At 45.3% G+C, this 25,625-nt stretch carries 24 protein-coding genes; 5 read left to right on the top strand and 19 right to left on the bottom strand.

The genetic code is table 11. The features are described 5' to 3' along the window. Positions 1–76: 76 nt before the first annotated feature. The 7 genes from VQ00_RS12455 to VQ00_RS12425 all read right to left on the bottom strand — a co-directional run bounded on the left by VQ00_RS12455 (position 77) and on the right by VQ00_RS12425 (position 6,249). Complete coding sequence (locus VQ00_RS12455) at positions 77–1,381, bottom strand: pyrimidine-nucleoside phosphorylase (protein WP_046180456.1); 1,305 nt, start codon at positions 1,379–1,381, stop codon at positions 77–79. Between the two features lie 15 nt (positions 1,382–1,396). Further along, a complete protein-coding gene (locus VQ00_RS12450; RefSeq protein WP_046180455.1) occupies positions 1,397–2,212 on the bottom strand; it encodes a purine-nucleoside phosphorylase in 816 nt (271 codons plus the stop codon). Continuing rightward, on the bottom strand, positions 2,209–3,390 hold the full coding sequence (deoB, locus tag VQ00_RS12445; RefSeq protein WP_046180454.1) for a phosphopentomutase: 1,182 nt from the start codon (positions 3,388–3,390) through the stop codon (positions 2,209–2,211). The genes VQ00_RS12450 and deoB overlap by 4 nt, the downstream gene beginning before the upstream one ends. A 153-nt stretch (positions 3,391–3,543) precedes the next feature. After that, positions 3,544–4,434, bottom strand: coding sequence for a site-specific tyrosine recombinase XerD (gene xerD, locus VQ00_RS12440; RefSeq protein WP_046180453.1), 891 nt, complete (start codon positions 4,432–4,434; stop codon positions 3,544–3,546). Between the two features lie 50 nt (positions 4,435–4,484). Next, a complete protein-coding gene (gene fur / locus VQ00_RS12435) occupies positions 4,485–4,970 on the bottom strand; it encodes a ferric iron uptake transcriptional regulator (RefSeq protein WP_046180452.1) in 486 nt (161 codons plus the stop codon). Positions 4,971–5,025: 55 nt separating this feature from the next. Next, a complete protein-coding gene (gene spoIIM, locus VQ00_RS12430) occupies positions 5,026–5,655 on the bottom strand; it encodes a stage II sporulation protein M (protein ID WP_046180451.1) in 630 nt (209 codons plus the stop codon). A gap of 48 nt (positions 5,656–5,703) precedes the next feature. Next, complete coding sequence (locus VQ00_RS12425; protein WP_046180450.1) at positions 5,704–6,249, bottom strand: NUDIX hydrolase; 546 nt, start codon at positions 6,247–6,249, stop codon at positions 5,704–5,706. A gap of 68 nt (positions 6,250–6,317) precedes the next feature. Here VQ00_RS12425 and VQ00_RS12420 point away from each other — a divergent pair, with 68 nt between their 5' ends. Beyond that, entirely contained in the window at positions 6,318–7,241 is a 924-nt protein-coding gene (locus VQ00_RS12420) for an aldo/keto reductase (protein WP_082091557.1), read from the top strand. Then, on the top strand, positions 7,190–8,149 hold the full coding sequence (locus VQ00_RS12415) for an alpha/beta hydrolase (protein WP_156154063.1): 960 nt from the start codon (positions 7,190–7,192) through the stop codon (positions 8,147–8,149). The genes VQ00_RS12420 and VQ00_RS12415 overlap by 52 nt, the downstream gene beginning before the upstream one ends. A gap of 26 nt (positions 8,150–8,175) precedes the next feature. Here the strand turns inward: VQ00_RS12415 and VQ00_RS12410 are convergent, their stop codons facing one another. Both VQ00_RS12410 and VQ00_RS12405 read right to left on the bottom strand, forming a co-directional pair. Next, complete coding sequence (locus VQ00_RS12410; protein WP_046180449.1) at positions 8,176–8,952, bottom strand: SDR family NAD(P)-dependent oxidoreductase; 777 nt, start codon at positions 8,950–8,952, stop codon at positions 8,176–8,178. Continuing rightward, positions 8,942–9,907 (bottom strand): MBL fold metallo-hydrolase, encoded by a 966-nt coding sequence (locus VQ00_RS12405; protein ID WP_046180448.1) that lies wholly within the window; start codon positions 9,905–9,907, stop codon positions 8,942–8,944. Before VQ00_RS12405 ends, VQ00_RS12410 begins: the two co-directional genes overlap by 11 nt. A gap of 162 nt (positions 9,908–10,069) precedes the next feature. Here VQ00_RS12405 and proC point away from each other — a divergent pair, with 162 nt between their 5' ends. Beyond that, positions 10,070–10,885, top strand: coding sequence for a pyrroline-5-carboxylate reductase (proC, locus tag VQ00_RS12400; RefSeq protein ID WP_052728525.1), 816 nt, complete (start codon positions 10,070–10,072; stop codon positions 10,883–10,885). Here proC and rnz read toward each other — a convergent pair. Next, positions 10,882–11,799: a ribonuclease Z gene (gene rnz / locus VQ00_RS12395; RefSeq protein WP_046180603.1), complete on the bottom strand. Its 918-nt coding sequence runs from the start codon at positions 11,797–11,799 to the stop codon at positions 10,882–10,884. The genes proC and rnz overlap by 4 nt on opposite strands. A gap of 128 nt (positions 11,800–11,927) precedes the next feature. Here rnz and zwf point away from each other — a divergent pair, with 128 nt between their 5' ends. Further along, positions 11,928–13,427: a glucose-6-phosphate dehydrogenase gene (gene zwf / locus VQ00_RS12390; RefSeq protein WP_046180446.1), complete on the top strand. Its 1,500-nt coding sequence runs from the start codon at positions 11,928–11,930 to the stop codon at positions 13,425–13,427. Positions 13,428–13,916: 489 nt separating this feature from the next. On the opposite strand, the gene gndA is transcribed toward zwf, so the two are convergent. The 4 genes from gndA to mce form a co-directional block, all read right to left on the bottom strand. Further along, positions 13,917–15,326 carry an NADP-dependent phosphogluconate dehydrogenase gene (gene gndA, locus VQ00_RS12385; RefSeq protein WP_046180445.1) on the bottom strand — a complete coding sequence of 470 codons (1,410 nt, stop codon included), beginning with the start codon at positions 15,324–15,326 and terminating at the stop codon, positions 13,917–13,919. A gap of 32 nt (positions 15,327–15,358) precedes the next feature. Beyond that, complete coding sequence (locus VQ00_RS12380) at positions 15,359–16,477, bottom strand: M20/M25/M40 family metallo-hydrolase (protein WP_046180444.1); 1,119 nt, start codon at positions 16,475–16,477, stop codon at positions 15,359–15,361. 90 nt (positions 16,478–16,567) lie between these two features. Next, complete coding sequence (locus tag VQ00_RS12375; protein WP_046180443.1) at positions 16,568–18,118, bottom strand: acyl-CoA carboxylase subunit beta; 1,551 nt, start codon at positions 18,116–18,118, stop codon at positions 16,568–16,570. Beyond that, positions 18,115–18,525: a methylmalonyl-CoA epimerase gene (gene mce, locus VQ00_RS12370; protein WP_046180442.1), complete on the bottom strand. Its 411-nt coding sequence runs from the start codon at positions 18,523–18,525 to the stop codon at positions 18,115–18,117. Before mce ends, VQ00_RS12375 begins: the two co-directional genes overlap by 4 nt. A gap of 136 nt (positions 18,526–18,661) precedes the next feature. On the opposite strand from mce, the gene prli42 reads away from it, so the two are divergent. After that, positions 18,662–18,757, top strand: a complete 96-nt coding sequence (prli42, locus tag VQ00_RS18655; protein ID WP_156154062.1) for a stressosome-associated protein Prli42 — start codon at positions 18,662–18,664, stop codon at positions 18,755–18,757. Here the strand turns inward: prli42 and VQ00_RS12365 are convergent. The 5 genes from VQ00_RS12365 to VQ00_RS19185 all read right to left on the bottom strand — a co-directional run bounded on the left by VQ00_RS12365 (position 18,750) and on the right by VQ00_RS19185 (position 25,450). Then, positions 18,750–19,736: an aromatic acid exporter family protein gene (locus tag VQ00_RS12365; RefSeq protein ID WP_046180441.1), complete on the bottom strand. Its 987-nt coding sequence runs from the start codon at positions 19,734–19,736 to the stop codon at positions 18,750–18,752. The genes prli42 and VQ00_RS12365 overlap by 8 nt on opposite strands. A 276-nt stretch (positions 19,737–20,012) precedes the next feature. Continuing rightward, on the bottom strand, positions 20,013–20,450 hold the full coding sequence (locus VQ00_RS12360; protein WP_046180440.1) for a BrxA/BrxB family bacilliredoxin: 438 nt from the start codon (positions 20,448–20,450) through the stop codon (positions 20,013–20,015). Between the two features lie 214 nt (positions 20,451–20,664). Continuing rightward, a complete protein-coding gene (gene meaB / locus VQ00_RS12355) occupies positions 20,665–21,747 on the bottom strand; it encodes a methylmalonyl Co-A mutase-associated GTPase MeaB (protein ID WP_046180439.1) in 1,083 nt (360 codons plus the stop codon). Continuing rightward, positions 21,744–23,927, bottom strand: a complete 2,184-nt coding sequence (gene scpA / locus VQ00_RS12350; protein WP_046180438.1) for a methylmalonyl-CoA mutase — start codon at positions 23,925–23,927, stop codon at positions 21,744–21,746. The genes meaB and scpA overlap by 4 nt, the downstream gene beginning before the upstream one ends. After that, positions 23,924–25,450 (bottom strand): methylmalonyl-CoA mutase family protein, encoded by a 1,527-nt coding sequence (locus VQ00_RS19185; RefSeq protein WP_052728523.1) that lies wholly within the window; start codon positions 25,448–25,450, stop codon positions 23,924–23,926. Before VQ00_RS19185 ends, scpA begins: the two co-directional genes overlap by 4 nt. Positions 25,451–25,625 lie beyond the last annotated feature (175 nt).

Genomic DNA, 25,625 nt, shown 5'->3' with positions numbered 1-25,625 from the left:
TAAGAGCCTTTTTCCTTCTTGTTGCCAAAACTAGAAAAAAGCTCTTATTTTTCGACAAAAAAAGGACTGACAATTGTCAGTCCCGAATTACTTTATGAATGAGTGTTGGCCGGTCTACTTTTTCTGGTGAAAACCGGTACGCCTGTTTTACTTTTTCCATGGAGTTTTCTGCTGATTCTGAATCTGCATGAAGAGTCACAAGCACGTCCCCTTTTTGAACGGTATCCCCGATTTTTTTCTTTAGTGTAATACCGACGGCGTGATTAATCTCATCCTCTTTCGTTGCGCGCCCTGCTCCTAAGTACATGGCAGCTGTCCCGATGGATTCCGCATCAATTTCCGCTACAAACCCTTCTTCATCGGCTGTAACATCTACATGGAATTTTGCCTGCGGAAGCTTCGTTGTGTCATCAATCATGCTGATATCACCGCCTTGCGCGATGATAAACTGGCGGAACGCTTCGAACGCCTGTCCGTTTTCAAGGTTGGCTTCAAGTGTGGTCCGCGCTTCGTCATAATCGCTAAATGCACCGGCAAGAACCGTCATGTGCGAAGCAATTTCAAGTGACAAAGCCCGCAAGTCGTCTACTTTCGCTCCTTGCAAAATATCAACGGCCTCTTTAATTTCATTGGCGTTGCCTACTTCAAATCCGAGCGGCTGGTTCATGTCACTAATGATCGCCACCGTTTTACGCCCTAGATTATTGCCAATCGCAACCATCTCTTTTGCCAATGCTTCTGAATCTTCGAGCGTTTTCATAAACGCCCCTGAACCGGTTTTTACATCAAGTACAATGCTGTCCGCACCGGAGGCAAGCTTTTTACTCATAATTGAGCCCGCAATAAGCGGAATGGCCTCAACTGTTGCTGTCACATCCCGAAGTGCGTACAATTTCTTATCGGCTGGCGCCAAATTGCCGGTTTGTCCTGCAACCGCTAGCTTGTATTTATTGACATTGTCAATAAACTTCTCTTTCGACATTTCGATTTGCAGCCCATCGATCGCTTCCAGCTTATCGAGCGTCCCGCCGGTATGACCGAGGCCGCGGCCGGACATTTTTGCGACCGGCACGCCGGCTGAAGCGACAAGCGGGCCGACAATAAATGTTACCTTATCACCCACTCCCCCTGTTGAGTGCTTGTCTACTTTATGCCCTTGAATGCCGGACAGATCAATTGTTTCACCAGAATCCACCATCGCTTTTGTGAGAACGGCCGTTTCCCGCGGATTCATTCCTTGAAAATAGATCGCCATCATAAAAGCGGACGCCTGATAATCCGGGATATCGCCTTTTGTATAGCCTTCAACAAAAAATTGAATTTCTTCATCTGTTAACGCTTGGCCATTACGCTTGTTGTGTATAACATCGACCATTCTCATCTCATGATCACACCTTTACAAAGATTGGACAATCTCTTTTACGTAAGCAAGGAAATCCGCGCGTACTTTTTCTGTCGTTTCAATCACTTCCTCGTGCGCAAGCGGCTGATCTAAGATTCCTGCAGCCATATTGGAAATGCATGAAATGCCCAGCACGTTCATGCTGCTGTGACGCGCGACGATGACTTCCGGCACCGTTGACATTCCAACCGCGTCCGCTCCAAGTACACGCGCCATACGAACTTCAGCCGGCGTTTCATATACTGGTCCAGTGTTCCCTGCATAGACCCCTTCTTTCACCATAATACCCACTCGCGCTGCTGCTTCTTTCGCCAGCTTCCGCAGTTCACGGCTATACGCTGTGGACATATCCGGAAAACGAACGCCCAGACGGTTATCGTTTTTCCCGATAAGCGGGTTGCCGCCCATTAAATTTAAATGGTCTGAAATAAGCATTAAGTCGCCCGGCTCAAATGATTCATTCACGCCGCCTGCTGCATTTGTGACAATCACGGTTTCGATGCCAAGTGCTTTCATCACACGTACCGGAAATGTTACTTGCTCAAACGTATAGCCTTCGTAATAATGAAAGCGTCCCTTCATCGCTGTGACGATTTTGCCGGACAACGTGCCGATGACCAGCTCTCCCGCATGGCCTTCTACAGTAGAAACCGGGAAGTGGGGGATTGTTTCATATGGAATCGTAACGGCATTTTCCACTTCATCGGCCAGCACACCAAGACCCGAACCTAAAATGAGCCCAATTTCCGGTGTTTGATTAAGCTTCTCATTTAAAAACTGCGCTGCTTCGTTAATGTGTTCGAAGTTCATCGTAATTCCTCCATAAAACTTTTTCCGTACTCAGGCATTGTGACGTTAAAGTTGTCGGCAATCGAAGCACCGATGTCCGCAAATGTTTGACGCAAGGCAAGTTCTTCGCCCTGTGCAAATGCTTTTGAAAATACAAGAAGCGGCACGTATTCACGTGTATGGTCCGTTCCATGATGAATCGGATCATTACCATGATCAGCTGTTAAAATAAGCAGATCATTTTCATTCAATTTATCCAGCAGTTCCGGCAGACGCGCATCAAACTCTTCCAGCGCTTTTCCGTATCCTTCCGGGTCACGGCGATGTCCAAATAAAGCATCAAAATCAACAAGATTCAAAAACGACAAACCTGTAAAATCTTTTTCCGCCACTCCAATAAATTTGTCCATTCCATCCATGTTTGACGTTGTACGAATCGCTTCTGTTACTCCTTCTCCGTCATAAATGTCCGCAATTTTCCCAACGGCAATAACATCGAATGATGCGTCTTTCAGTTCATTCATCACAGTGCGGCCAAACGGCTTAAGTGCATAATCGTGGCGGTTTGAAGTACGCTTGAAATCCCCCGGTTCGCCGAGAAATGGGCGGGCAATCACACGTCCGACCATATAATCGCCTGTTTTTGTCATCGCACGTGCTGTTTCACAAATACTATATAATTCATCAAGCGGGACAATTTCTTCATGTGCGGCAATTTGCAGGACGGAATCTGCTGATGTATAAACAATCAATGCCCCTGTTTTCATATGTTCTTCGCCAAGCTCATCTAAAATTTCCGTTCCACTGGCCGGCTTATTGCCAATCACTTTACGGCCGGACTTTTCTTCCAGCTCCCGGATCAATGAGGACGGAAATCCATCTGGAAATACTTGAAAAGGGGTTTGAATATTAAGGCCCATGATTTCCCAATGACCCGTCATCGTATCTTTTCCGTTTGATGCTTCCTGCATTTTCGTCCAAAAAGCAGCCGGTTTTTCCATCTTTTTAATTCCTTGAATTTCTTTAATGCTGGATAAACCAAGTGCCTCCATATTTGGCATATTCAATCCGTTCATTCTTTCAGCAATATGACCGAGTGTGTCAGCGCCTTCATCCCCGAACATAGAGGCATCCGGTGCTTCTCCAATTCCAACTGAGTCGAGAACGATTAAGTGAATCCGTTTAAACGAATGATCCATTTTTCCGTTTCTCCCTTCTGATCCATTGTATTCTTATTTTTACCCTGACTGCCTGACAGATAACCTGTAAAACGTTAATTGTCAGAAGTCTGACTTCTCTTTTTTAGTATAATCCATTTGTACATAAAATACAAAATGCGCCCGAAAAATTTTTCAGGCGCGGGGGTGAAACTGACTATATACATCTTTTAACCTCGTTTTTGTCACATGCGTATAAATTTGAGTAGTTGAAATGTCCGCATGGCCAAGCATTTCCTGCACCGCCCGCAAATCTGCACCGTTTTCCAGTAAATGTGTAGCAAACGAATGGCGGATCGTATGCGGTGTTAACTCTTTCTCAATCGTCGCTTTTTTGGCCATTGCTTTAATGACTTTCCAAAACCCTTGGCGCGTCAGCCGCTGCCCATAATGATTTAAAAATAGTGCTTCATCACGTCGTTTAGTGGAAACAAGTTTCGGACGGCCGCTTTGCAAGTATCGCTCAATGGCTTCCAGTGCATGGCTTCCAACGGGAATAATCCGCTCTTTGCCGCCTTTTCCAGTGCAGCGGACAAACCCCATTGTGATATGAACATCTTCTTTATTTAAAGACGTTAATTCACTAACGCGCAAACCAGATGCGTACATCAGCTCAATCATCGCTTTATCCCGCATGCCCAGCGGCGTCGTCGTGTCAGGTGCGGCAAGCAATGCTTCCGTTTCTTCCATGTTTAATACTTTCGGAAGCGTACGGCCGGATTTAGGCGTTTCAATATGATGTGTCGGATCATGCGCGCTGATCCGGTCTTGAATTAAAAAGTGATGAAAGGAGCGAATCGTTGAAATATGGCGGGCAATTGTTTTAGCTGATTTCCCCTGGTCTTTCAGCTGTTCCAAAAAATGCAAAATATGCAGCCGCTGAATATCTGGCATCTTGATCTGCTCTACTTTTTCCATATACTCTGTATAATGGCGGAGATCACGCCGATAAGCCGAAATCGTGTTATCTGAAAGCCCTTTTTCAACAAGCGAAAAATGCAAAAAATCATTTACATGGTCATTCATACATACACCTCCTTCATTATAAAAAAACCTTCCGATTGGAATCGAAAGGTTTATTCTGCGTGCTGCTTTTCCAAATCTTCCTGCTCATCTTCTTGCTCTTTCGAATGGCATCTGCTGCAAATGCCATGAAACGTCAGGCGGTGATCTTTAATTTTAAAATTCCATCTGCTTTCAACAATCGCTTCTACATCATCCAGCAAATCTTCTTGAATCTCATCCACCGCCCCGCATTCAATACAGACGAGATGATGGTGAAAGTGCGCTGCGCCTTCCTGGCGAAGATCGTAGCGGGAGACACCGTCTCCAAAATTTATTTTATCAACCACTTTGAGTTCATTTAATAATTCGAGCGTTCTGTAGACTGTAGCCAACCCAATTTCCGGTGCTTTTTCTTTAACGAGGAGGTACACGTCTTCAGCGCTTAAATGGTCCTCTTCATGTTCAAGAAGAACACGCACAGTAGCTTCGCGCTGCGGTGTTAATTTATAGCTTGCTGAGTGCAGCTGTTTTTTTATTCGGTCAATCCGGCTTTCCATTTTTGTCCCCTCCCTCGCCGATGTACTCTTTATTATAACAAAAGGCGCCAATGAATCAAAAGAATTTATTTACAAGAATATTCATAAACTGGCTCGAGATAAATGCCTCCGTTAACGAAGCAAGCAAAATGGCTGCTGCTCCCCCGCCAGCATAGCCTACATAAACGAGAAAACTTTTCGCTATCGGGATGGGCATCGTCTGGCGTGTTGTAATTTTTTGAACGAGACGGATCGAACAAGACGCGGACATCACTGCGGTAAATAAAAAAACAGGGACAAGAATTACATTTTGTGGCAAAATCGCTAAAAGCGATAGGAAAAGCCCGTCCCATTTCATTTGTTGAATAAGAAATCCGACTGAAAAGCCCGTCACTGCTCCTTTTAAAAAAAGAAGAATAAAAATGAGCGGCAATCCAATAATCGATATGCCCGCCACCCACATTGCACCGGTAAACTTTAAATTGTGAATCAAGCTTTCAACAAAAAGATCGGCCGGATTCGCCACAGTGCCGGCTGAAGATTGACCGAAAAACTCTTTTACATAGGAATACAATTCGGATTTTTGCACCGGCTCCATGCTGTTGACCATCATCGCGCCAAAAGCCGTACCAGTCATAAACAACACTGCTGAAAATAAATACAGTGCCGCTCTTTTTTGAATATGATCGATGATGGCAGTCCACATAAATGGAGGCCCCCTCTCTTCTCGCACTATATGAAAGGGAGCCTGTTATTATGCCAGCCCGTTTAAACGGATATATTGAAGTGCCCAGAGCGTTTTCGCATCAAAAATCCGCTCTTCTTTTGCAAGCTGTTCCGCTTCTGAGAGCGTCACTTCCATTAACTCAACAAACTCGTCTTCATCCGCAGCAAGTCCTCCTTCGACCTTCTCCAGCCCTTCCGCCAAAAACACGTGAACGAGTTCATCCGCAAACCCTGGTGATGTGTAAAAAGACTGAACGTGTGTGATACTGCCTGGACGGTAGCCTGTTTCTTCTTCAAGCTCTCGTTCTGCGCAATAAGATGGTTCTTCTCCGGACTCCAATTTACCGGCCGGTACTTCAACAAGTGGACGCTCCAATGCTTTTCGGTATTGTTCTACTAAAATGATTTTCTTTTCATCGGTAATCGCGATCACGCAGACAGCACCAGGGTGTTTAATTAACTCTCGTTTTGCTTTGTTTCCATCGGGCAAAACAACATCATCGACCTGCAAGCTGATCACTTTTCCTTTAAAAACCGATTCCGTTTTCGTCGTTTTTTCTTCGAATTTATGCATCAGAGTTCCTCTTTTCTATTTTTTCCTTCCTTTATGATACACTGTATGAAAAAGGAAGGTGATTCAAGTTGAATACACGTGAAATTGGCCAGTCCGGGATTTTCGCCAGTGAACTTGGTCTCGGCTGCATGTCGATCGGGACTGAAGAAAAGCAAGCGGAAGCCATCTTAAAAACGGCACTCGACGAAGGCATTACTTATTTCGATACAGCTGATTTGTATGACTTCGGTCTCAACGAACAGCTCGTCGGCAAAACCCTTCATTCTGTCCGCGATCAAGTAGTTATTGCCACAAAAGCAGGCAACCGCTGGACAGAGTCAAAAGACAGCTGGACGTGGGATGCTTCTAAGACGTACATAAAAGAAGCGGCAAAACAAAGTTTAAAACGCCTCGGCATTGACTATATTGATTTATATCAGCTGCATGGCGGTACACTTGATGATCCGATCGATGAAACAATTGAAGCGTTTGAGGACCTAAAAGCAGAAGGATTTATCCGCGCATATGGCATTTCCTCCATCCGCCCGACCGTCATCGACCAGTATGTAAAACGATCCAACCTTTCAAATGTCATGATGCAGTACAGCATATTGGACCGCCGTCCTGAAGTACAGGCGCTTCCTATTTTAGCAGAGAATGGCGTCACTGTCGCCGCCCGTGGTCCTGTTGCGTTTGGCTTGTTAAGCAATCAATGGCGCGATAAACTGCCGAAAGCGTCAAAAAAAGGACTCAATTGGTACAATGAAGCCGAACTGGAAACCGTATTATCAACGCTTGAAAAGAATCTGCCAGAAGGACGCACATTAAACGGCCTTGCTTTTCGCTACGTGCTTCAGCATCCCGCTGCAGCTACTGTTGTTGCCGGTGCAAGCTCCGTGGAACAGTTAAAAGAAAATGCCCGTGCGGTCCAGGAAGCCGCGCTGACGGAGGAAGAATATAAATGGATACAAGATATATCAAAAACAGCCGACTACGACGCTCATCGGCTATAAAGAAAGGGCTTGCTGCCGGTCTTTCCGCAGCTTTTTTAACGGCTGGAACGGGTTTTTATTTGTCAAGCCGGATTTTGTATATTGCCAAAAAAGCGGAAGAAGCGATTACAGAACGAGAAACAAAAGCCGGCCGATACGATAAAAACGTGTATAACCAGCTTCCGAAAGAAGAAGTGTGGGTCTCATCTCTTGATGGCACCCGTCTGAAAAGCGTCTTTATTATACCAAATCCCGGCCAGCCGTACGTAATCTTTTGCCACGGTGTAACCGAACATAAAGTCAATTCGGTTAAATATATGAATGTGTTTTTAAAACGCGGTTTTAATGCTGTTCTCTTTGATCATCGCCGCCACGGGGAATCGGAAGGATCATTTACAAGCTATGGACATTTTGAAAAACACGACTTAAAAGCAGTTGTTGATGAACTCGTCCGCCGTGAAGGTGCGGACGTTCGTTTCGGCATTCACGGCGAGTCAATGGGTGCGGTCACTCTTTTATTATACGCTGGCACCTTAGAAGACAAAGCGTCTTTTTACGTGGCGGACTGTCCGTTTTCAGACTTCCGCAAACAAGTGCAGCATCAAATAAAGCGTGAACTTGGCTTTTCACCGCCGTTTTTCATGACGATCGCCGAATGGGCCGTCTGGCTGCGCGGCCGCTATAAAATGGCAGAACTGTCGCCGCTTGAAGCCGTTGGAGACATTAAAAATCCAGTTTTATTCATTCATAGCAAAGAGGATGATTTTATTTTACCGGATATGACGGAAGCGCTGTTTAATGCAAAAAAAGGACCAAAGCAGCTTTTTATGGCAGAAAATGGTATACACGCCCAATCTTATAACGAAAACCCGGAAGAGTACGAAAAAGCCATTGATCGCTTTTTATCAGAATTCCATTTGAACCCATAATAAAAGGAGCCTATAAGAGGCTCCTTTTATTTTTTGAAAAAAGCGGTACGACCAATTCGCTCAACGATTTTCGGAAACAGTGAATGAATTTGGCTGCCGGCTGCCATCCAGCGGGGCATATTTACTTCCCGCACCGGACGGCCAATAACGTCCACTATTTTCCGGGCGACGTCTTCTGGATCAAGCATAAACTTGCCTGCATTCTTCACATACGTTCCGTCCGGATCGGCCTGGTCGAAAAATGGTGTTGCGATTGGTCCCGGGTTAATGGCGGTGACAAAGATACCAAACTGGCCCATTTCCATCCTCAGGCTGTTTGTATAGCCAAGGACAGCATGTTTTGTCGCTGCATAAACCGCTGATTTTGGTGTCGCCATTTTGCCTGCCTGTGAGGCAATATTAATGATATGTCCGCTTTTTCGCGCCATCATTTGTGGCATCACCTGTTCACAGCATGTTATGAGTCCGGTTACATTCACGTCGATCATTTGCTTCGTCTCATCCGATTTTGATTCATGCGCCCATGTAAAATAACCAACGCCTGCATTATTAATGAGTACGTCCACAGTGCCAACCTGGCTAAACACACGTTCAATTGCCTGCCGGTCCGTTACATCAGCCTGGAAAATTCGGACGGAACCTGTTTGCTGACTGAGTTCGTTCTGCAGCTGTTTTAAACGGTCCAGTCGTCTGGCAATGAGCACAATGTGAAAACCTTCTAATGACGCTATTTTTGCCAGCTCCAAACCGAGTCCGGACGTGGCACCAGTGATAACGATCACTTCCTGCCTGTTACGACCCATAGTAATAAATCGCCCCATTTTCAATCCGGTCCACGTGAATGCTTCCCTGCTCAAACAAATAATCAAATTGACCGACAGTTTCAGACAGCGTTAAGCCGGTTTCTTTTTTATACACTTCCGGAAACAGCCCAACGCATACTTCAAAAACGGTCATAGGCTGATTACGCAGCATGGACAAAACGAGCGCCGCCCGTTCGCGCTGCCGCTCAAAACGGCGCTCGAGCAATGGATGAAGGGATGTAATCTCATTTCCATGGCCGGTCATCGCACAATGAAGATCAAGCTCCATCATTTTCTTCAATGAGTGTTTGTATTGAAGCAATGACTTTGCCCGCTTTCCTCCCGGCTCCATTGGCGGTTCAATTAACGGATTGGACGAAACGGTTTTTAAAATATGATCGCCGGCTAACAGCAGCCCATCTTTTTCACGATAAAAAACGAGATGGCTCTGCGCATGACCTGGTGTTTCAAATACACGAAAATCGGACAGGCCCGGCAATGCATCTCCTTCTTTTAAAAAACCATGCAGCTCACTGCTTTGTGAGCCGAAACGCAGTGTCTTTTCCAAATTGTTCGCAATCTTGCGCATTTCCGCCGGAACACCGAACTCATCAAACAATTCGAGAAAAAATTCTTTTCGCCAATTCATAAATGGCTCATTGTACGACAGCCAATTTTTTCCGTATTCATGCCCGTAAATGTCCACTTGAAATTGATCCAAGAGGCCGATATGATCAGGATGATGATGTGTCAGGATCACTTGCTCGATATCCGACAATTTGTAACCTGCTTCTTTTAAGCCGGTTTCAAAAATCGCTTTTGCTTCCGGGGTATTTATGCCCGCATCCACAAGTGTCAGACGATCGCCTTTCACAATATATGTATTAACATCGCCGATTGGAAAAGGTGTCGGCACTGTGATTTTTATAATATCTCCATATGATTGAATTCCCATGTTGTCCACCTCACACATTTTTAAAATGCTACCTTAATTATACAGTGTATCGCTTCACTAGTGAATTGTCATTCATTTCTCTTTCTTCTCTTGACAGATACGTGATTATTCCGCATAATCACTTGAAAAGTCAAAATGTTTAGGCAACAGGGAGGAATTAGATTGAAAGCAGTTTTTGTCGGCGCAGGCTCTATGGCTGAGGCCATTATCGCCGGAGCATTAAAAAGCGGAGCGCTGCAAGCGGATCATACATATGTCACAAACAAAACAAACGACGCCCGTCTCCGGCATCTCGCTGAAGAATTTGGTGTTCAAGCCGGATACGAAGCGGGAGTTGCTTTGCAGGATACAGACATCATTGTCCTGGCGATGAAGCCAAAAGATGCAGAAGCCGGGCTTCAAAGCATTCGATCTTTTATTCATGAAAGATCAGTCATCATCAGCTTGCTTGCAGGTGTCAGCATCGATTTTATGGAAGAAACGATTGGAAAGCCGTGTGCGATTATCCGCTCTATGCCGAACACGTCAGCAGCCGTTGGGAAATCCGCCACAGCAATCGCATTAAACCGTTTTGTGACAGATAAACAGCATAAATCCGCGCTTGATCTATTTTCAGCAATTGGCACGGCCATTACAGTCGATGAATCACAAATGGATGCTGTAACCGCTGTTTCCGGAAGCGGACCTGCTTATTTCTATTATGTAGCAGAAGCGATCCAGCAAGCCGGAGAAGAATTGGGTCTTGAGCATGAAACAGCAAAGGAATTGCTTATTCAAACGCTTCTTGGCGCAGCCAGCATGCTGTCAAAAAATGATGGTCAGGCAGCTGCGCTCAGAAAAGCGATCACGAGCCCCGGCGGTACGACGGAAGCGGCAGTGCGGACATTTGATGAATTCCGGGTCAAGCAGGCGATCGCGGCTGGTGTAAAAGAAGCAGCGGTTCAGTCCAAACGACTCGGAAACGCCTATATTCGTTAATCGATTGGCACTTCTAAAAAGTCGTACGCCATGATAACCGGTTTAAAAATTGCTGCTGCTTCATCAACAAGCTGCAGCTCCATCTCTTTCGTATAGCGAGAGCTAATATGCGTTAAGCACAGTTTTTTTACGCCTGCTCTTGCAGCTGTTTGGGCTGCTTGTGCCGTTGTTGAATGAAAATAATCCCGGGCCATCTTTTCACTTTCTGCATTAAACGTAGATTCATGCACAAGCATATCTGCCCCTTTTGCAAGCTGTTCAGCCTCATTGCACTGTCTTGTATCACCAAGGACAGTGATTATTTTTCCAGGCTGCGGGTCACTTGTATAAGGTACTGGGTCAATCGTTCGCCCATCTGTAAGTGTAACCGTTTGGCCATTTTTTATTTGTTGATAAACTGGACCAGGCGGAATCTGATCTGCACGCAGTTTTTCAACAAGCAGTTCACCTGCTTTTTCTTTTTCCGCAAATCGGTAGCCGTACGAATCAATGCCGTGATCAAGTTTTCCGGCCGTAACAATCATCTGGTTGTCCTCAAAAATGAGTCCTGGTTCAATCTCTTCTATCCACAATGGATATTGAAGGTGTGTACCGCTTATTCGAAGCGCCGTTTCAACGAAAGCACGAATACCAGCCGGTCCATAGATGGTTAGTGGTTCAGTGCCGCCTTGAAACGAACGGCTGCCCAACAGCCCAGGCAAGCCAAAAATATGATCACCATGCAAGTGCGTAATAAAAATCTTTTCGATACGGCGGGGCTTTAATGTCGTATGTAAAATTTGATGCTGGGTTGCTTCACCGCAGTCGATCAGCCAGACGGCGCCACGCTCATTCAGCATTTTTAACGCAATCGATGTCACATTGCGCCGTTTAGCCGGAACGCCGGCACCTGTCCCAAGAAATAAAAGTTCGATAAAAAACACTCCTTTTGTTCGTCTTCTTTTGACATATATGTATCATAAACAAAAATACTTGTCACTTTCATTGTTTTGTGAAAAAATGCAATAGTATAAAAATGAATCTCAAAAGCGGGGTTAGTAACGTGAAACAATTTGAAACGCCATCAGCGCTGACGATTCTGTTCGGTGCAACAGGAGATTTGGCCAAACGAAAATTATATCCATCTCTTTACCGTCTTTATCGGAAAGGGCATTTATCTTCCGGCTTCGCTGTCATTGGAACAGCACGTCGTCCGTGGGATAACGACGTCTTTCGGGAACACGTCAAGAAATCAGTCATGGAATCCACTCCTATTCATGACAAAATAGATGAATTTATTTCACACTTTTATTATTTGCCGCACGACGTATCCGATTCCGATTCGTACGCGGCATTGCGAACACTTTCTAATGAACTTGATCAAACATATTCGCTTGGCGGCAACCGCCTCTTTTATCTCGCTATGGCGCCGGAATTTTTCGGTACAATTGCCGATCACTTGAAGTTGGATGGCTTAACCGATACAAAAGGTTTTGGGCGCCTCGTCATTGAAAAGCCGTTTGGCCATGACCTGCCTTCTGCGCAACAACTAAATGCACAAATCCGCCGGTCTTTTAATGAAAAAGACATTTACCGTATTGATCATTATCTCGGCAAAGAAATGGTTCAGAATATTGAAGCAATCCGTTTTGCCAATGCGCTATTTGAACCACTTTGGAACAACCGCTATATTTCAAACATTCAAATTACATCCAGTGAAACGCTAGGAGTAGAGGAACGAGGCGGCTATTACGAAACGAGTGGTGCGCTGAAAGATATGGTGCAGAATCATATGCTGCAAATGGTTTCACTCCTGGCAATGGAACCGCCGATCAGTTTGCAGGATGATGAAATTCGCCATGAAAAAGTACGAGCTTTCCGTTCGATGCGGCCCTTGACGACGGAAACGGTTAATGACTATTTTGTCCGCGGGCAATACGGACCCAATGAAGACGAACAGCTTCCAGGTTATCGTGAAGAGCTAAATGTAAACCCAGAATCAAATACCGAAACGTATGTAGCCGGTAAAATTATGTTCGATAATTTCCGTTGGGCCGGTGTGCCATTTTACATCCGTACCGGCAAACGGATGCCGTTGAAATCAACAAAAATCGTTGTTCAGTTTAAAGACATTCCAATGAATCTTTATTATCGCCCGGATGATAAAGAAATGGAACCAAATTTGCTTGTCATTCACATTCAGCCCGAAGAAGGCATTACTCTCCACTTAAATGCAAAACGGGCTGGCCATCAACTACAGACAACACCGGTTAAGCTAAGCTACGCGAATAACGGTGTGGATATTATGAATACCCCGGAAGCGTATGAAAAATTGATTCATGACGCGATGCGCGGTGATTCAACGAACTTTACACATTGGGATGAAGTGTCACTTTCATGGAGCTTCATAGATGTTATTTCAGAAGCATGGCGTAACGAGAAAGCCGCCTTCCCGAACTACCCAGCCAATACAAAAGGACCAAAAGCATCCGATGAACTGCTTGAACAAGATGGCTTCTTTTGGTGGCCAATGAATATGCTTGACGTAGATGTTTGTGACTAATAATAACGGAGCAGGTGCTGTAAGCACCTGCTTTTTTCCTTTACGGACACTTATCAACTCATTAGCTTTACTTTAAACCGCCGCCTCTTTTATGTTTCTTTATTTCTCCTTAGAATAAAATAAAATTATTTAAAATATTCTAAAAATTTAGTATTTACAAACTTATATATATATCTTATAATAGGAACCAGCAACACATCTTATCTAAAAGAAGGCGATTCCAGTGACACAGTGAAAGGCGAAAGCATATTTTCATAGATATGCCGGGTAAAAAGGAGAAAAAATAAAATCAAGGAAAGGAATTATTAACTGAATGAGTGAAGAAATAATGTAAGCGGCCTTGTTTATCCTAATTAGGAAAAACAAGGCCGCTTATTTGTTTTCATCTTTTCGTTTTCTTGATTTATATAAATTAAGAAAAACAAAAGCAGACTTATTTATAAAATAAGTCTGCCGAAAGAGCTTTTTCAGCTTAGAGAACAAATGTTTTTATTTTTCCATCCACTCTGTATGGAACGTGCCTTCTTTATCTAAACGGCGGTATGTGTGTGCACCGAAGTAGTCACGCTGTGCTTGAATCAAGTTTGCGGGCAGCACGGCACTGCGATAGCTGTCATAGTAGGCCATTGCAGATGATAATGTCGGTACCGGCACACCGTTTAAAACAGCATTTGAAACCGTTTCACGAAGGGCGGAATGATAGTCATTCGTAATTCCGCTGAAGTATGGATCAAGAAGCAGGTTATCAAGCGTCGCGTCACGATCGTATGCTTCTTTAATTTTTTGCAGGAACTGCGCACGAATGATGCAGCCTCCGCGGAAAATCATGGCAATTTCGCCGTATTTCAAATCCCAGCCGTATTCTTCAGATGCAGATTTCATTTGAGCGAAACCTTGCGCATACGAGCAAATTTTGCCCATATAAAGCGCCCGGCGGACTGATTCAATAAACGCATCGCGATCGCCTTCAAACGTGCTCTCAGGACCGTTTAAGACGTCTGCTGCTTTCACACGCTCATCTTTCAACGCAGAAATAAAGCGAGCAAATACGGACTCCGTAATAAGTGGAAGCGGGACACCAAGGTCAAGCGCGCTCTGACTCGTCCATTTACCTGTTCCTTTTTGAGCGGCTTCATCCAAAATAAGATCAACAAGCGGCTTGCCTGTCTCGATGTCTTTTTTCGTGAAAATATCCGCTGTAATTTCGATCAGGTAACTGTCAAGTTCGCCTTTGTTCCAGTCAGAGAACACTTGATGAAGCTCTTCTGCTGACAATCCAAGAACATTTTTAAGCAGCGAGTACGCTTCAGCAATCAATTGCATGTCACCGTATTCGATTCCGTTATGCACCATTTTCACATAATGGCCGGCTCCGTCGCCGCCAATATATGTGCAGCATGCTTCGCCCTCCACTTTTGCTGAAATGTCTTTTAAAATCGGTGCAACAAGCTCATACGCTTCTTTTTGGCCGCCCGGCATGATCGAAGGACCTGTAAGGGCTCCTTCTTCTCCGCCTGAAACGCCTGTGCCGATAAAGTGGAAGCCAAGCTCAGCAAGCTCTGTATTACGGCGCTGTGTATCTTTAAAGAACGTGTTGCCGCCATCGATAATAATGTCGCCTTTTTCTAGATAAGGCTTCAAAGAATCGATTGTTTTATCCGTTGCTTCACCCGCTTTGACCATAAGCAGCACCTTGCGCGGCACTTCAAGTGATGCGACAAATTCCTCTACCGAATACGTCGGCACGATGTGTTTGCCCGCGCTTTCTTTTACCATTTCATCTGTTTTTTCAGAAGAACGGTTGAAAACCGAAACCGTATAACCACGGCTTTCAATGTTCCACGCTAAATTTTTGCCCATTACGGCAAGTCCCACTACACCAATTTGCTGCTTTGTCATAAATATAAATCCTTCTTTCTCTGCTAGTTTTTTTACTCTGCGACAATTTCCACAATCGCTGTTGCCATTTCAGCCAATTTCACAAGTTCTTTGACCGGCATTTTTTCGTTGACCGTGTGAATGTCTTCGTACCCGACTGCGAGATTCACTGTCGGAATGCCAAAACCGGCAATGACATTGGCATCACTTCCGCCTCCGCTCGTTAACAGCTCAGATGGACGACCGATTTTTGCTGCCGCTTTTTGGGCTACTTTTACGACGTGATCATCTGCACCAAATTTAAAGCCCGGATACATGACATCGATTTCGACATCCGCACGTCCACCCATTTGGGCAGCAACTTCTTCAAAAGCTGCTTTCATTTTATCCGTCTGCTCATCCATTTTGGCAGGATCAAGCGAACGGGCTTCTGCTATAATTTGCACGTAGTCACAGACGATATTCGTCGCTTTTCCGCCTTCAAAACGGCCAATGTTCGCCGTTGTTTCCTCGTCGATCCGGCCGAGCGGCATGCGGGAAATTGATTTGGCGGCCATCGTAATCGCGGAAACGCCCTTTTCCGGCGCAACGCCGGCATGTGCTGTTTTTCCGTACACATGTGCCGTCACTTTTGCCTGTGTCGGTGCGGCGATGATAATGTTGCCGACATCACCGTCACTGTCGAGCGCAAAGCCATATTTCGCTTTAATGAGTGATGGATCAAGCGCCTTCGCACCAACGAGTCCAGATTCTTCACCGACTGTAATAATAAATTGAATATCTCCGTGCTGAATATTTCGCTCTCTCAGCTGGCGGATCATTTCAAACATCGCGGCCAGTCCCGCTTTGTCATCAGCGCCCAGGATCGTCGTTCCGTCTGTTTTAACAATGCCGTCTTCTACGACAGGTTTTACGCCGTTGGCCGGTACGACCGTATCCATATGAGACGTAAAGTAAATAGGATCGACACCCAATTTATTGCCCGGTAATGTACAAATTAAATTACCGGCTCCATGGCCTGTTTTGACTGCCGCATCGTCTTCATACACGCTGGCGCCAAGCGCAGTAAATTTCTCTGTTAATGACCTGGCAATCGTTTGTTCATGTTTCGTTTCGGAATCGATTTGAACAAGTTCCAGAAATTCATTCAATAAACGCTCTTCATTAACCACGCTGCACCTCCAAATTTTCTGCCTTTTCAATTATAAACGTTTTAGCTCAAAAAATCAGCCGGAAGAGATTATTCTTCCGGCCGCCGCTTCTTATAATGGAATATTTCCATGTTTTTTCTTTGGCCGTTCTTCTTTTTTCGTCCGCATCATCTCAAGCGCTTGAATGATTTTAATGCGTGTTTCACGCGGGTCAATTACATCATCAACCATGCCGCGCGCTGCTGCGACATATGGATTGGCGAATTTCTCACGGTACTCGTCAATCTTCACTGCACGAGTCGCTTCCGGATTGTCACTTGATGCAATATCACGCGCAAAAATAATGTTGGCCGCGCCTTGAGGCCCCATTACGGCAATCTCAGCATTCGGCCATGAAAAAACGAGATCGGCGCCAATTGATTTGGAATTTAGTGCCACGTACGCGCCTCCGTACGCTTTTCTCAAAATAACGGTTATTTTCGGCACGGTCGCTTCAGAGTATGCATATAAAATTTTGGCTCCGTGACGGATGATGCCGCCAAGCTCCTGCTTCACTCCCGGAAAAAAACCAGAAACATCCTCAAACGTAATCAGTGGAATGTTAAATGAATCGCAAAACCGGATAAACCGGGCCGCTTTGTCTGATGAATCAATATCAAGTCCGCCCGCCATAAATTTCGGCTGGTTGCACACAAGGCCAACCGTTTCCCCTTTTACACGTGCAAAACCGACGACAATATTTTTGGCAAATTCTTTTTGCACTTCCATAAATGAATTTTCATCTACGACATGCGCAAGCACTTTGCGGACATCGTATGGGCGCAGCCCATCAAATGGCACAACGTCTGTGATGTCTTCTCGGTAATCGCTTTCATCCTCCGCTTCGACTACTGGCGTTTTTTGTTCATTGTTCTGCGGCAAATAAGACAAAAATGCGCGTACCATTTCGATGACTTCTTCTTCTGTGCTTCCACGAAAATGCGCATTGCCGCTGACTGTATTATGTACTTTCGAGCCGCCTAAGTCTTCAGCAGAAATTTTTTCACCCGTAACGGTTTCAATCACTTTCGGACCGGTAATGAACATTTGGCTTGTTTTATCCACCATGAATACGAAATCGGTAATCGCCGGCGAATAAACGGCCCCGCCTGCACATGGACCTAGTATGACCGAGATTTGCGGAATCACACCTGAATAAATCGCATTCCGGTAAAAAATCTGGCCATACCCGTCAAGGGACAAAACCCCTTCTTGAATGCGGGCTCCGCCAGAATCATTTAAGCCGATAAAAGGCGCGCCGTTTTTCGCAGCCAAGTCCATGACATTGGCAATTTTTTGAGCATGCATTTCACCGAGCGCGCCGCCAAAAACAGTAAAATCTTGCGAAAACAAATAAATCGGGCGACCATTTACTTTTCCGTAGCCTGTGACGACACCGTCGCCGGGCCCTTTTACGCCGTCAAGTCCAAAATCTGTATTGCGGTGCTCCATAAATGGGTTTAATTCAACAAATGTCCCTTCATCCAAAAGCAATTCAATCCGCTCACGCGCGGTTAATTTCCCTTTTTCATGCTGCTTCTCAATTCGCTCGTCACCGCCGCCGAGTTCTACTTCCCGCCGTCTATCCTGCAATTCGTGAATGCTGTCAAAAATATCCGTCACGACAATTCCTCCTTTTTTTCACACAGTTCCATTAACACGCCGCCTGTTGATTTCGGATGCATGAATGCGACACTTGCCCCGGCTGCACCCGGTTTTGGGACGTCATTAATCATTTGAATGCCTTTGTCTTTTATTTCAGCAATCCGCTCTTCAATATTTTCTACTTTATACGCAATATGATGGATTCCCTGGCCGCGATGCTCAATAAATTTAGCCACCGGGCTGTCCGGACCAGTCGGTTCTAACAATTCCAATTTAATATTGCCCGCGTCAAGGAATGCCACTGTCACCCCTTGAGACGCTACCGTTTCTGTTTTCATATGCATCATGCCAAGCTGTTCCGTATATAAAACGAGCGATTCTTGCATAGATAAAACGGCAATGCCGATATGATCTACTTTTTTCATTTCCCCATCCCCTTTCAAGAAAATATGTATGCTGTTCTTTCTTTGACACAAATGACTTTCGATCTGCCATGAGTCAGTTGATAATCTGCTCAAATGCCGTTACAATAGTTTATAACAACCACTAAAGGAGAGTTTCATGCGCAATAAAACATTTCAAAAGATCGTTGTGTATTTAATGCTGTTCACGATGCTAATTTCAACATTAATGTTTGGCTTGACAATGTTTATGTAACAGAAGAGCGGTGCTTCTCGGCTGCTCTTTTTTTCATGCCTCGAAACCGTGCTTTGATGAGCAAATACCGCTCCATTTCGCGGACAAACTGCAGCAAGGCCGCACGCGCTTCAAACTCTTCACGTGTTTTTGGCAGCGGCATCTCTTCAAATTCCCTCTTCAAGTCGTTTAAATGGCTTAAATGCAGCTTGGCTGTATTGCCAGGATGAATATTCTCTTTTACTTCTTCCATAAATGCCGCAATCATTTCGGCCTGCTCAGGACGGTGTGAAATCGAAATGACGACGGAAATGAGCCGCTCAATAATTTCAAACTGCTTTTCGCGCATCGTAAAATACTGATAAAACAAGCTGTTATGGCGGGTAAAATGGTTTTGAACATCTTTATAGGCAAGCGATTTTGCTTTTTTAAGCAAGTCTGCTGTTTCGGTTAATTCTTTTCCATCCCAGCTATGGTCGTTTGTCCGTAAATACGCCGTAATTTCCTCCAAAATACGTTCAAACAGCTTTTCCATTTGCTGTTGCATTTTCACAAGGTCGTTTTCCACACTCGGCATGTAGGAATTTAACACGAGTGCAACACCGACTCCGATAACGACCAGACCCATTTCATTTAGAATGAGCGCCGTCGACAATTCTTTTGCGGCATACATATGTAAAATGAGGACAGTGCTCGATACGATGCCTTCCTGCGTTTTAGTCGCTACTGTCGTCGGAATAAACACAAGTAAGATGAGGCCAATTACAACGGCATGGTAGGACAGCAATTCAAAAAACAAAGCAGAGTAAAAAAGCGCGACCATCCCTGCCACAAGCCGTGTCCATGACGCTTTCAGCGACTGCTGTTTTGTGTTTTGGATACAAAGAATAGCAATGATGCCGGCTGAAGCAGCATTATGAAGACCGATCCATTCCGCGAGTAAAATGGAAATCGCTATGCCAATCGCCGTTTTAGCCGTTCGATACCCGATTTTTATCATTCTTTTTCACCTCGAATTAGGTTCAAAGGCTAAGAACGCAGCGTCCTGCTGCAACGCCTTTATGACCCGCATCCTGCGGGCCCAAGCGGAAGGTGCCCGCTTATCGGCGACAAGCATAAGACGAACCCTTCTGGAGGCGCTTTTTGCCTCCAGAAGGGCTTGGCTTATGACCTCGAGCCGATGGCGCCTAGAGCTGGACAACATCCAAAAACATATACTTTCCCTCTTCTGAATTAAAGAAAGCCCCGCCGCGTGCGGCAGGGCGTCAGGTCATCTTTACACTTCTTTACAATGCTGATCGAAAAGTGTTTGCAGATGTTCTACGACAGACATCGGGTGGTGTCCTTCAATTTCATGGCGTTCCACCATTGCCTGAACCTGTCCGTCTTTAATTAACGCAAAAGACGGTGAGGACGGCGGATAGCCTGTGAAAAAGCCGCGTGCCTGTGCTGTCGCTTCTTTATCCTGCCCTGCGAACACAGTCACTAAACGATCTGGGCGCTTATCATAATGAATCGCATGCGCCGCTGCCGGGCGTGCAATGCCCCCGGCACAGCCACAGACGGAATTCACCATCACAAGCGTTGTCCCTTTTTCATTTAATACTGTATCGACTTCTTCGGGTGTCGTAAGTTCTGTATACCCGGCCGTTTTAATCTCATCGCGTGCCTGGCGAACGACGTCATTCATAAAAAAATTAAAATCCATTCCCATGTTATTCTCTCCTTTAATGATTAGTAGCTTAATCATAAGGGAAAAAACCGTTTATTTCAATAAAGGGAACTGGCTATTTTCTCACAAAAGGCTAAAAAGAATGTTTATTTTAAAAAAACACGGGTACATTAGTAAAGCAACTGGATCCATACCCCTAAACTCCCTGTATTGACCAGCCGGATTTAATTCGGCTGGTCCTTTTTTCTTTTCTCTCTTAAATTGGCTTCTGAAACACTTCCTGAAATAGCTTCTCAGCCGCCTGCGCCGGTGTGACAAGTCCATCCATCGATTGCTTTTCCCAATCAGCCAGATGCTCTTTTACGTACGGATGTCTGTAAAAATAATTGTTCAGCTGTTCCCCGATTAATGTATGCATCCACTCTTTCGTTTGACTGCGGCGACGCTCTGCCATCGTACCTGCCATTTCTATTTTCTCTTTAAATGTCTGAATAACGGTCCAGATCGCGTCGATTCCTTCATTTTTCAATGCGGAACATGTATATGCTTTTGACTCCCATCCTTTTGTAGATGGCTTTAACACGTGTAAGATTTGGTCGTATTCACGTTTTGTTTTTTCAGCAAGCATTTTGTTATCTCCGTCCGCCTTGTTTACCACAACCGCATCGGCAAGTTCCATAATTCCTTTTTTCATGCCCTGCAGTTCATCCCCTGCACCCGTTAAAGTAAGCAGCATAAAAAAGTCGACCATGCCCCGGACGATAAATTCACTTTGCCCGACCCCGACCGTCTCAATTAAAATCACGTCAAATCCAGCCGCTTCACATAACAGCATTGTTTCTCTTGTCTTCCGATGAACACCGCCGAGTGTACCACTGGAGGGAGACGGACGAATAAACGCGTTCGGATGCTTGGAAAGCTGCTCCATTCTCGTTTTATCCCCTAAAATTGAACCACCTGAAATCGACGAACTTGGATCGATCGCCAAAACGGCGACTCGGTGGCCATGCTCACATAACATCATTCCAAATGATTCGATGAACGTGCTTTTTCCCGCACCCGGTACACCGGTAATGCCGATCCGAATCGATTGTCCTGGTTGCTTCAGCAGCGATTGAAGCAGCTCCTGTCCATAGCGATAATGGGCTGGGGCATTGCTTTCAATATACGTAATGGCTTTTGCCAGCTCATTCACTGAACCATTCGTTATATCTCTGACAATTGCCGCTAAATCCGGCAGCTGTCCGGCTTTTTTCCGAAACGTCTTGCGGGGCGGCGCTGTCATCCCATCATGAGAAGCGCCCACACCTTTACGCACATGCATATGTTCATCGGTCATTCAACCACTTCCTCGTAGCCAAGGCGCTCATACACTTTTTCTAAAATGACTTGCGCAGATATCGGAATCACTGTGCCTGGACCAAAAATAGCGGCAGCACCATGTTTTCTTAAAAAGTCATAATCCTGTGCAGGGATCACACCGCCGACGAATACAACAATGTCTTCACGGCCGCGTTTTTGCAATTCTTCCACAAGAGCCGGCAGCAGCGTTTTATGCCCTGCGGCAAGTGAACTGAACCCGACAGCATGCACATCGTTTTCCACCGCCTGTTTCGCCGTTTCCTCCGGTGTTTGAAACAGCGGACCGATATCAACGTCAAAGCCGAGATCCGCATAAGCGGTCGAAATCACTTTTGCCCCCCGGTCATGTCCGTCCTGGCCCATTTTCGCCACTAAAATACGCGGCCTCCGTCCTTCCTGCTCTTCAAATTCAGCCGTCATTTGCTGAACGGTTTCAATTTGTTCCGCATCGGAAAAGTTCGCACTATATACACCACTCACGGATCGAATCACCGCCTTATGTCTGCCGCTGACTGCTTCTACGGCATCAGAAATTTCACCAAGAGTTGCCCGAAGTCTCGCTGCTTCGACTGCCAAGTCAAGCAAATTGCCTTCACCTGATTGAGCGGAAGCTGTGATTGCGTCAAGCACCGCTTTTACTTTTTCTTCATCCCGATTTTCACGAACACGCTGAATCCGTTCAATCTGCTTCAAACGAACAGCTGTGTTATCAATATCTAATATATCAATCGGATCTTCTTTTTCAAGACGGTACTGGTTCATGCCGATGATCACTTCTTCACCGGAATCGATTTTTGCCTGGCGGCGTGCGGCTGCTTCTTCAATTTTCATTTTCGGAAGACCTGTTTCAATCGCTTTTGTCATGCCGCCAAGTGATTCAATTTCTTCAATATGTGCCCAGGCACGTTCCATTAATTCATTCGTCAAAGCCTCAACGTAATAAGAGCCGCCCCACGGATCAATGACGTTTGTTATGCCGGTTTCCTCCTGCAAAAACAGCTGTGTATTCCGGGCAATCCGTGCCGAGAAATCGGTCGGCAGCGCAATCGCTTCATCGAGTGCATTCGTATGAAGCGACTGCGTGTGGCCCATTGCGGCAGCATGTGCTTCAATCAATGTCCGCGTCACATTGTTAAATGGGTCCTGCTCCGTCAAGCTCCATCCGGATGTTTGAGAATGGGTGCGCAGTGCCAAAGATTTCGGGTTTTTCGGTTCAAACGGCTTGATCAGCTGTGCCCAAATCCGGCGGGCAGCGCGCATCTTTGCAACTTCCATGAAATAATTCATTCCAATCGCCCAGAAAAACGACAGGCGCGGTGCAAACGAATCAATGTCAATCCCGGCTGCAAGACCCGTTCGGACATATTCAAGACCGTCAGCCAGCGTATACGCAAGTTCCAAATCGGCCGGTGCACCTGCTTCTTGCATATGATATCCGGAAATCGAAATAGAGTTAAATTTCGGCATATGTTTAGATGTGTATTCAAAAATATCGGCAATGATCCGCATCGATGTTTCCGGCGGATAAATATATGTGTTGCGGACCATGTATTCTTTTAAAATGTCATTTTGAATCGTACCGGCAAGCTGTTCTTTTGAAACACCCTGCTCTTCTGCAGACACGATGTAAAACGCCATGATTGGCAAAACTGCGCCATTCATCGTCATCGAAACCGACATTTGATCGAGCGGAATGCCATCAAATAAAATATTGGTATCTTCAACAGAGTCAATGGCCACGCCCGCTTTGCCAACATCACCGACAACACGAGGGTGATCCGAATCATAGCCGCGATGAGTCGGCAAATCAAATGCAACCGACAATCCTTTTTGCCCCATTGCTAAATTGCGGCGGTAAAAAGCATTACTTTCTTCCGCTGTGGAAAAGCCGGCATATTGACGAATCGTCCATGGACGTGATACATACATGGTCGGGTATGGTCCACGAGTGAACGGCGCAACGCCAGGAAAATCATCTATATGAGATAATCCTTCAATATCCTTTGCCGTATACAGCCCTTGCAGCCGGATTTTTTCATTTGTTTCAAAAGATAACGCCTCATAGGATTGCTTTACATCCCGTTCTGCTTTTTCCCGCTCTTTTCCCCCCGATGTTTCCGCTTGGTGTTTAAATGGATTCATGTCTTTTAACGTCATGTCACAGCACCTCCTTTATACAATGAAAGCACATCCATTAATTTTCGAACAATATCATCCCCTGCAGCGATCCGGCCGTCAGTTCCATCCATGCTCCACGTTCCAGCAATATCAATGACTGCACCATTTGCTGCTTCTCTCAGTTCAGCTGCTAATGATGACCCCAATTGATCATATAATTCATCCGGTCCGCAAATACAATAGTATGGAAGGGGATGACGTTGAATAAACTGCACGGCTTCTTGAATGGTTTTACAGCTTTCAGACCGAATGGGTTCAATTCCTGCAACGGCAAGCACGCCAGCGACATAATCGGCACGTGGTTTATACTTTTTCAACTCACCAAGACAAATTAATCCTGCTGCGACAGACTGTTCAGTTTGCGACAGCTGCACTGAAGCAAGACGAAGCGCCTCAAATGGTTCCGCCATTCTTTTTAATTCGAGCGGTTCAATCGGTTCTCCATCAAAAGCCGGTACAGCTTTTTCTTTTTTCATCGAATCAATCTGTTCTGTCGGATTCGCGTATACATTCGTTCCAATCATTTGCTGGTGCCGTACTGCCAAATTCCGTTCTTTTTTTGCTTGGACAGCCGCAATGTCTTTTTGAATCGTTCCCGCTATAAGCGCCTCCCGGATGCCACCCGCTTCTTCAATATCGGCAAATAATTCCCAAGCCAATAGACCTATTTCTTCCGTAAGCGATTCAACGTAATAAGAACCTCCAGCCGGATCAGTCACTTTATCGAGTAGTGCTTCATGCTTTAAAAGCCGTGGAATGTTGTGGGCAATTCGTTTTGAAAGGCCAGTTGTACAGCCGGTCACTTCATCAAATGGCTTGACAGTCAAATAATCAACGTTTCCAATGACAGCTGAAAAAGCAGTACTCCCTGTCCGTAAAATATTGACATGTGGGTCCAGCACAGACAGCATTGCTTCACTTGTTTCCACACTCAGCTTTGGCTTGGCCTTTTCATTTAGGTTATACGCGCTCATAAATGCAGACCAAAGGGTACGAAATGCGCGTATTTTAGCCAATTCGGTAAAAAAAACGGGTCCTGCAGCAAAATGAATAACACATTTTGCAGCGGCTTCATTTTTGTTTTCTGCCATTCCAATAAGGCAAACAGCTTCGGCAAGCGCCAGCGCCAGTTCCTGAACGGCATTTGCTCCCGCTAAATGATATGGAACGGTATTAACGGTGATGATTTCTTGATTATGTATTTCTTGAAGAACGGAATCTGCTGGAAAAATGCCGGCTGCCGCACCTGATGATATCGGATCCACTCCGATCTTCACGTCCGTTTCCGGGAAAGCCGGAACGCGGTTAAATCCTCTTGTAAAAGGCTTTTCGCCTGGCAAAGATAATACGGTCTTCCGATCTTCTTTCGTGTATAAAGGTTTCAGTTCAATTCCTTCTGGTGTTTTTGTTTTCAGCTTTGACAAAGGCTTCCCCTTTAATGATGCCTCTGCGGCCGATCTCCAGTCCGTAAATGAAACCGGCGGAAATGTCTGGTTTTTCAAGATTCTCCACCCCTTTTTCGTTGAAATCGGTTACAATTCAGAAATCCGCAAATAGATTTCTCCTTCATTGTAATATAAAGAGGCATGATGAATCAACGCACTTTGGCCAAAACGTGAAAAATTATTGGCCTCATGCTATTCTATTACTAGCTCATTTGAATGACTTGAGCCAATT

The organism is Domibacillus tundrae (assembly GCF_000970675.1).
GTDB classification, from domain to species: domain Bacteria; phylum Bacillota; class Bacilli; order Bacillales; family Domibacillaceae; genus Domibacillus; species Domibacillus tundrae.
The sequence above is the reverse complement of the archived record's forward strand: the minus strand, read 5'-3'. Positions and strand labels throughout refer to the sequence as shown.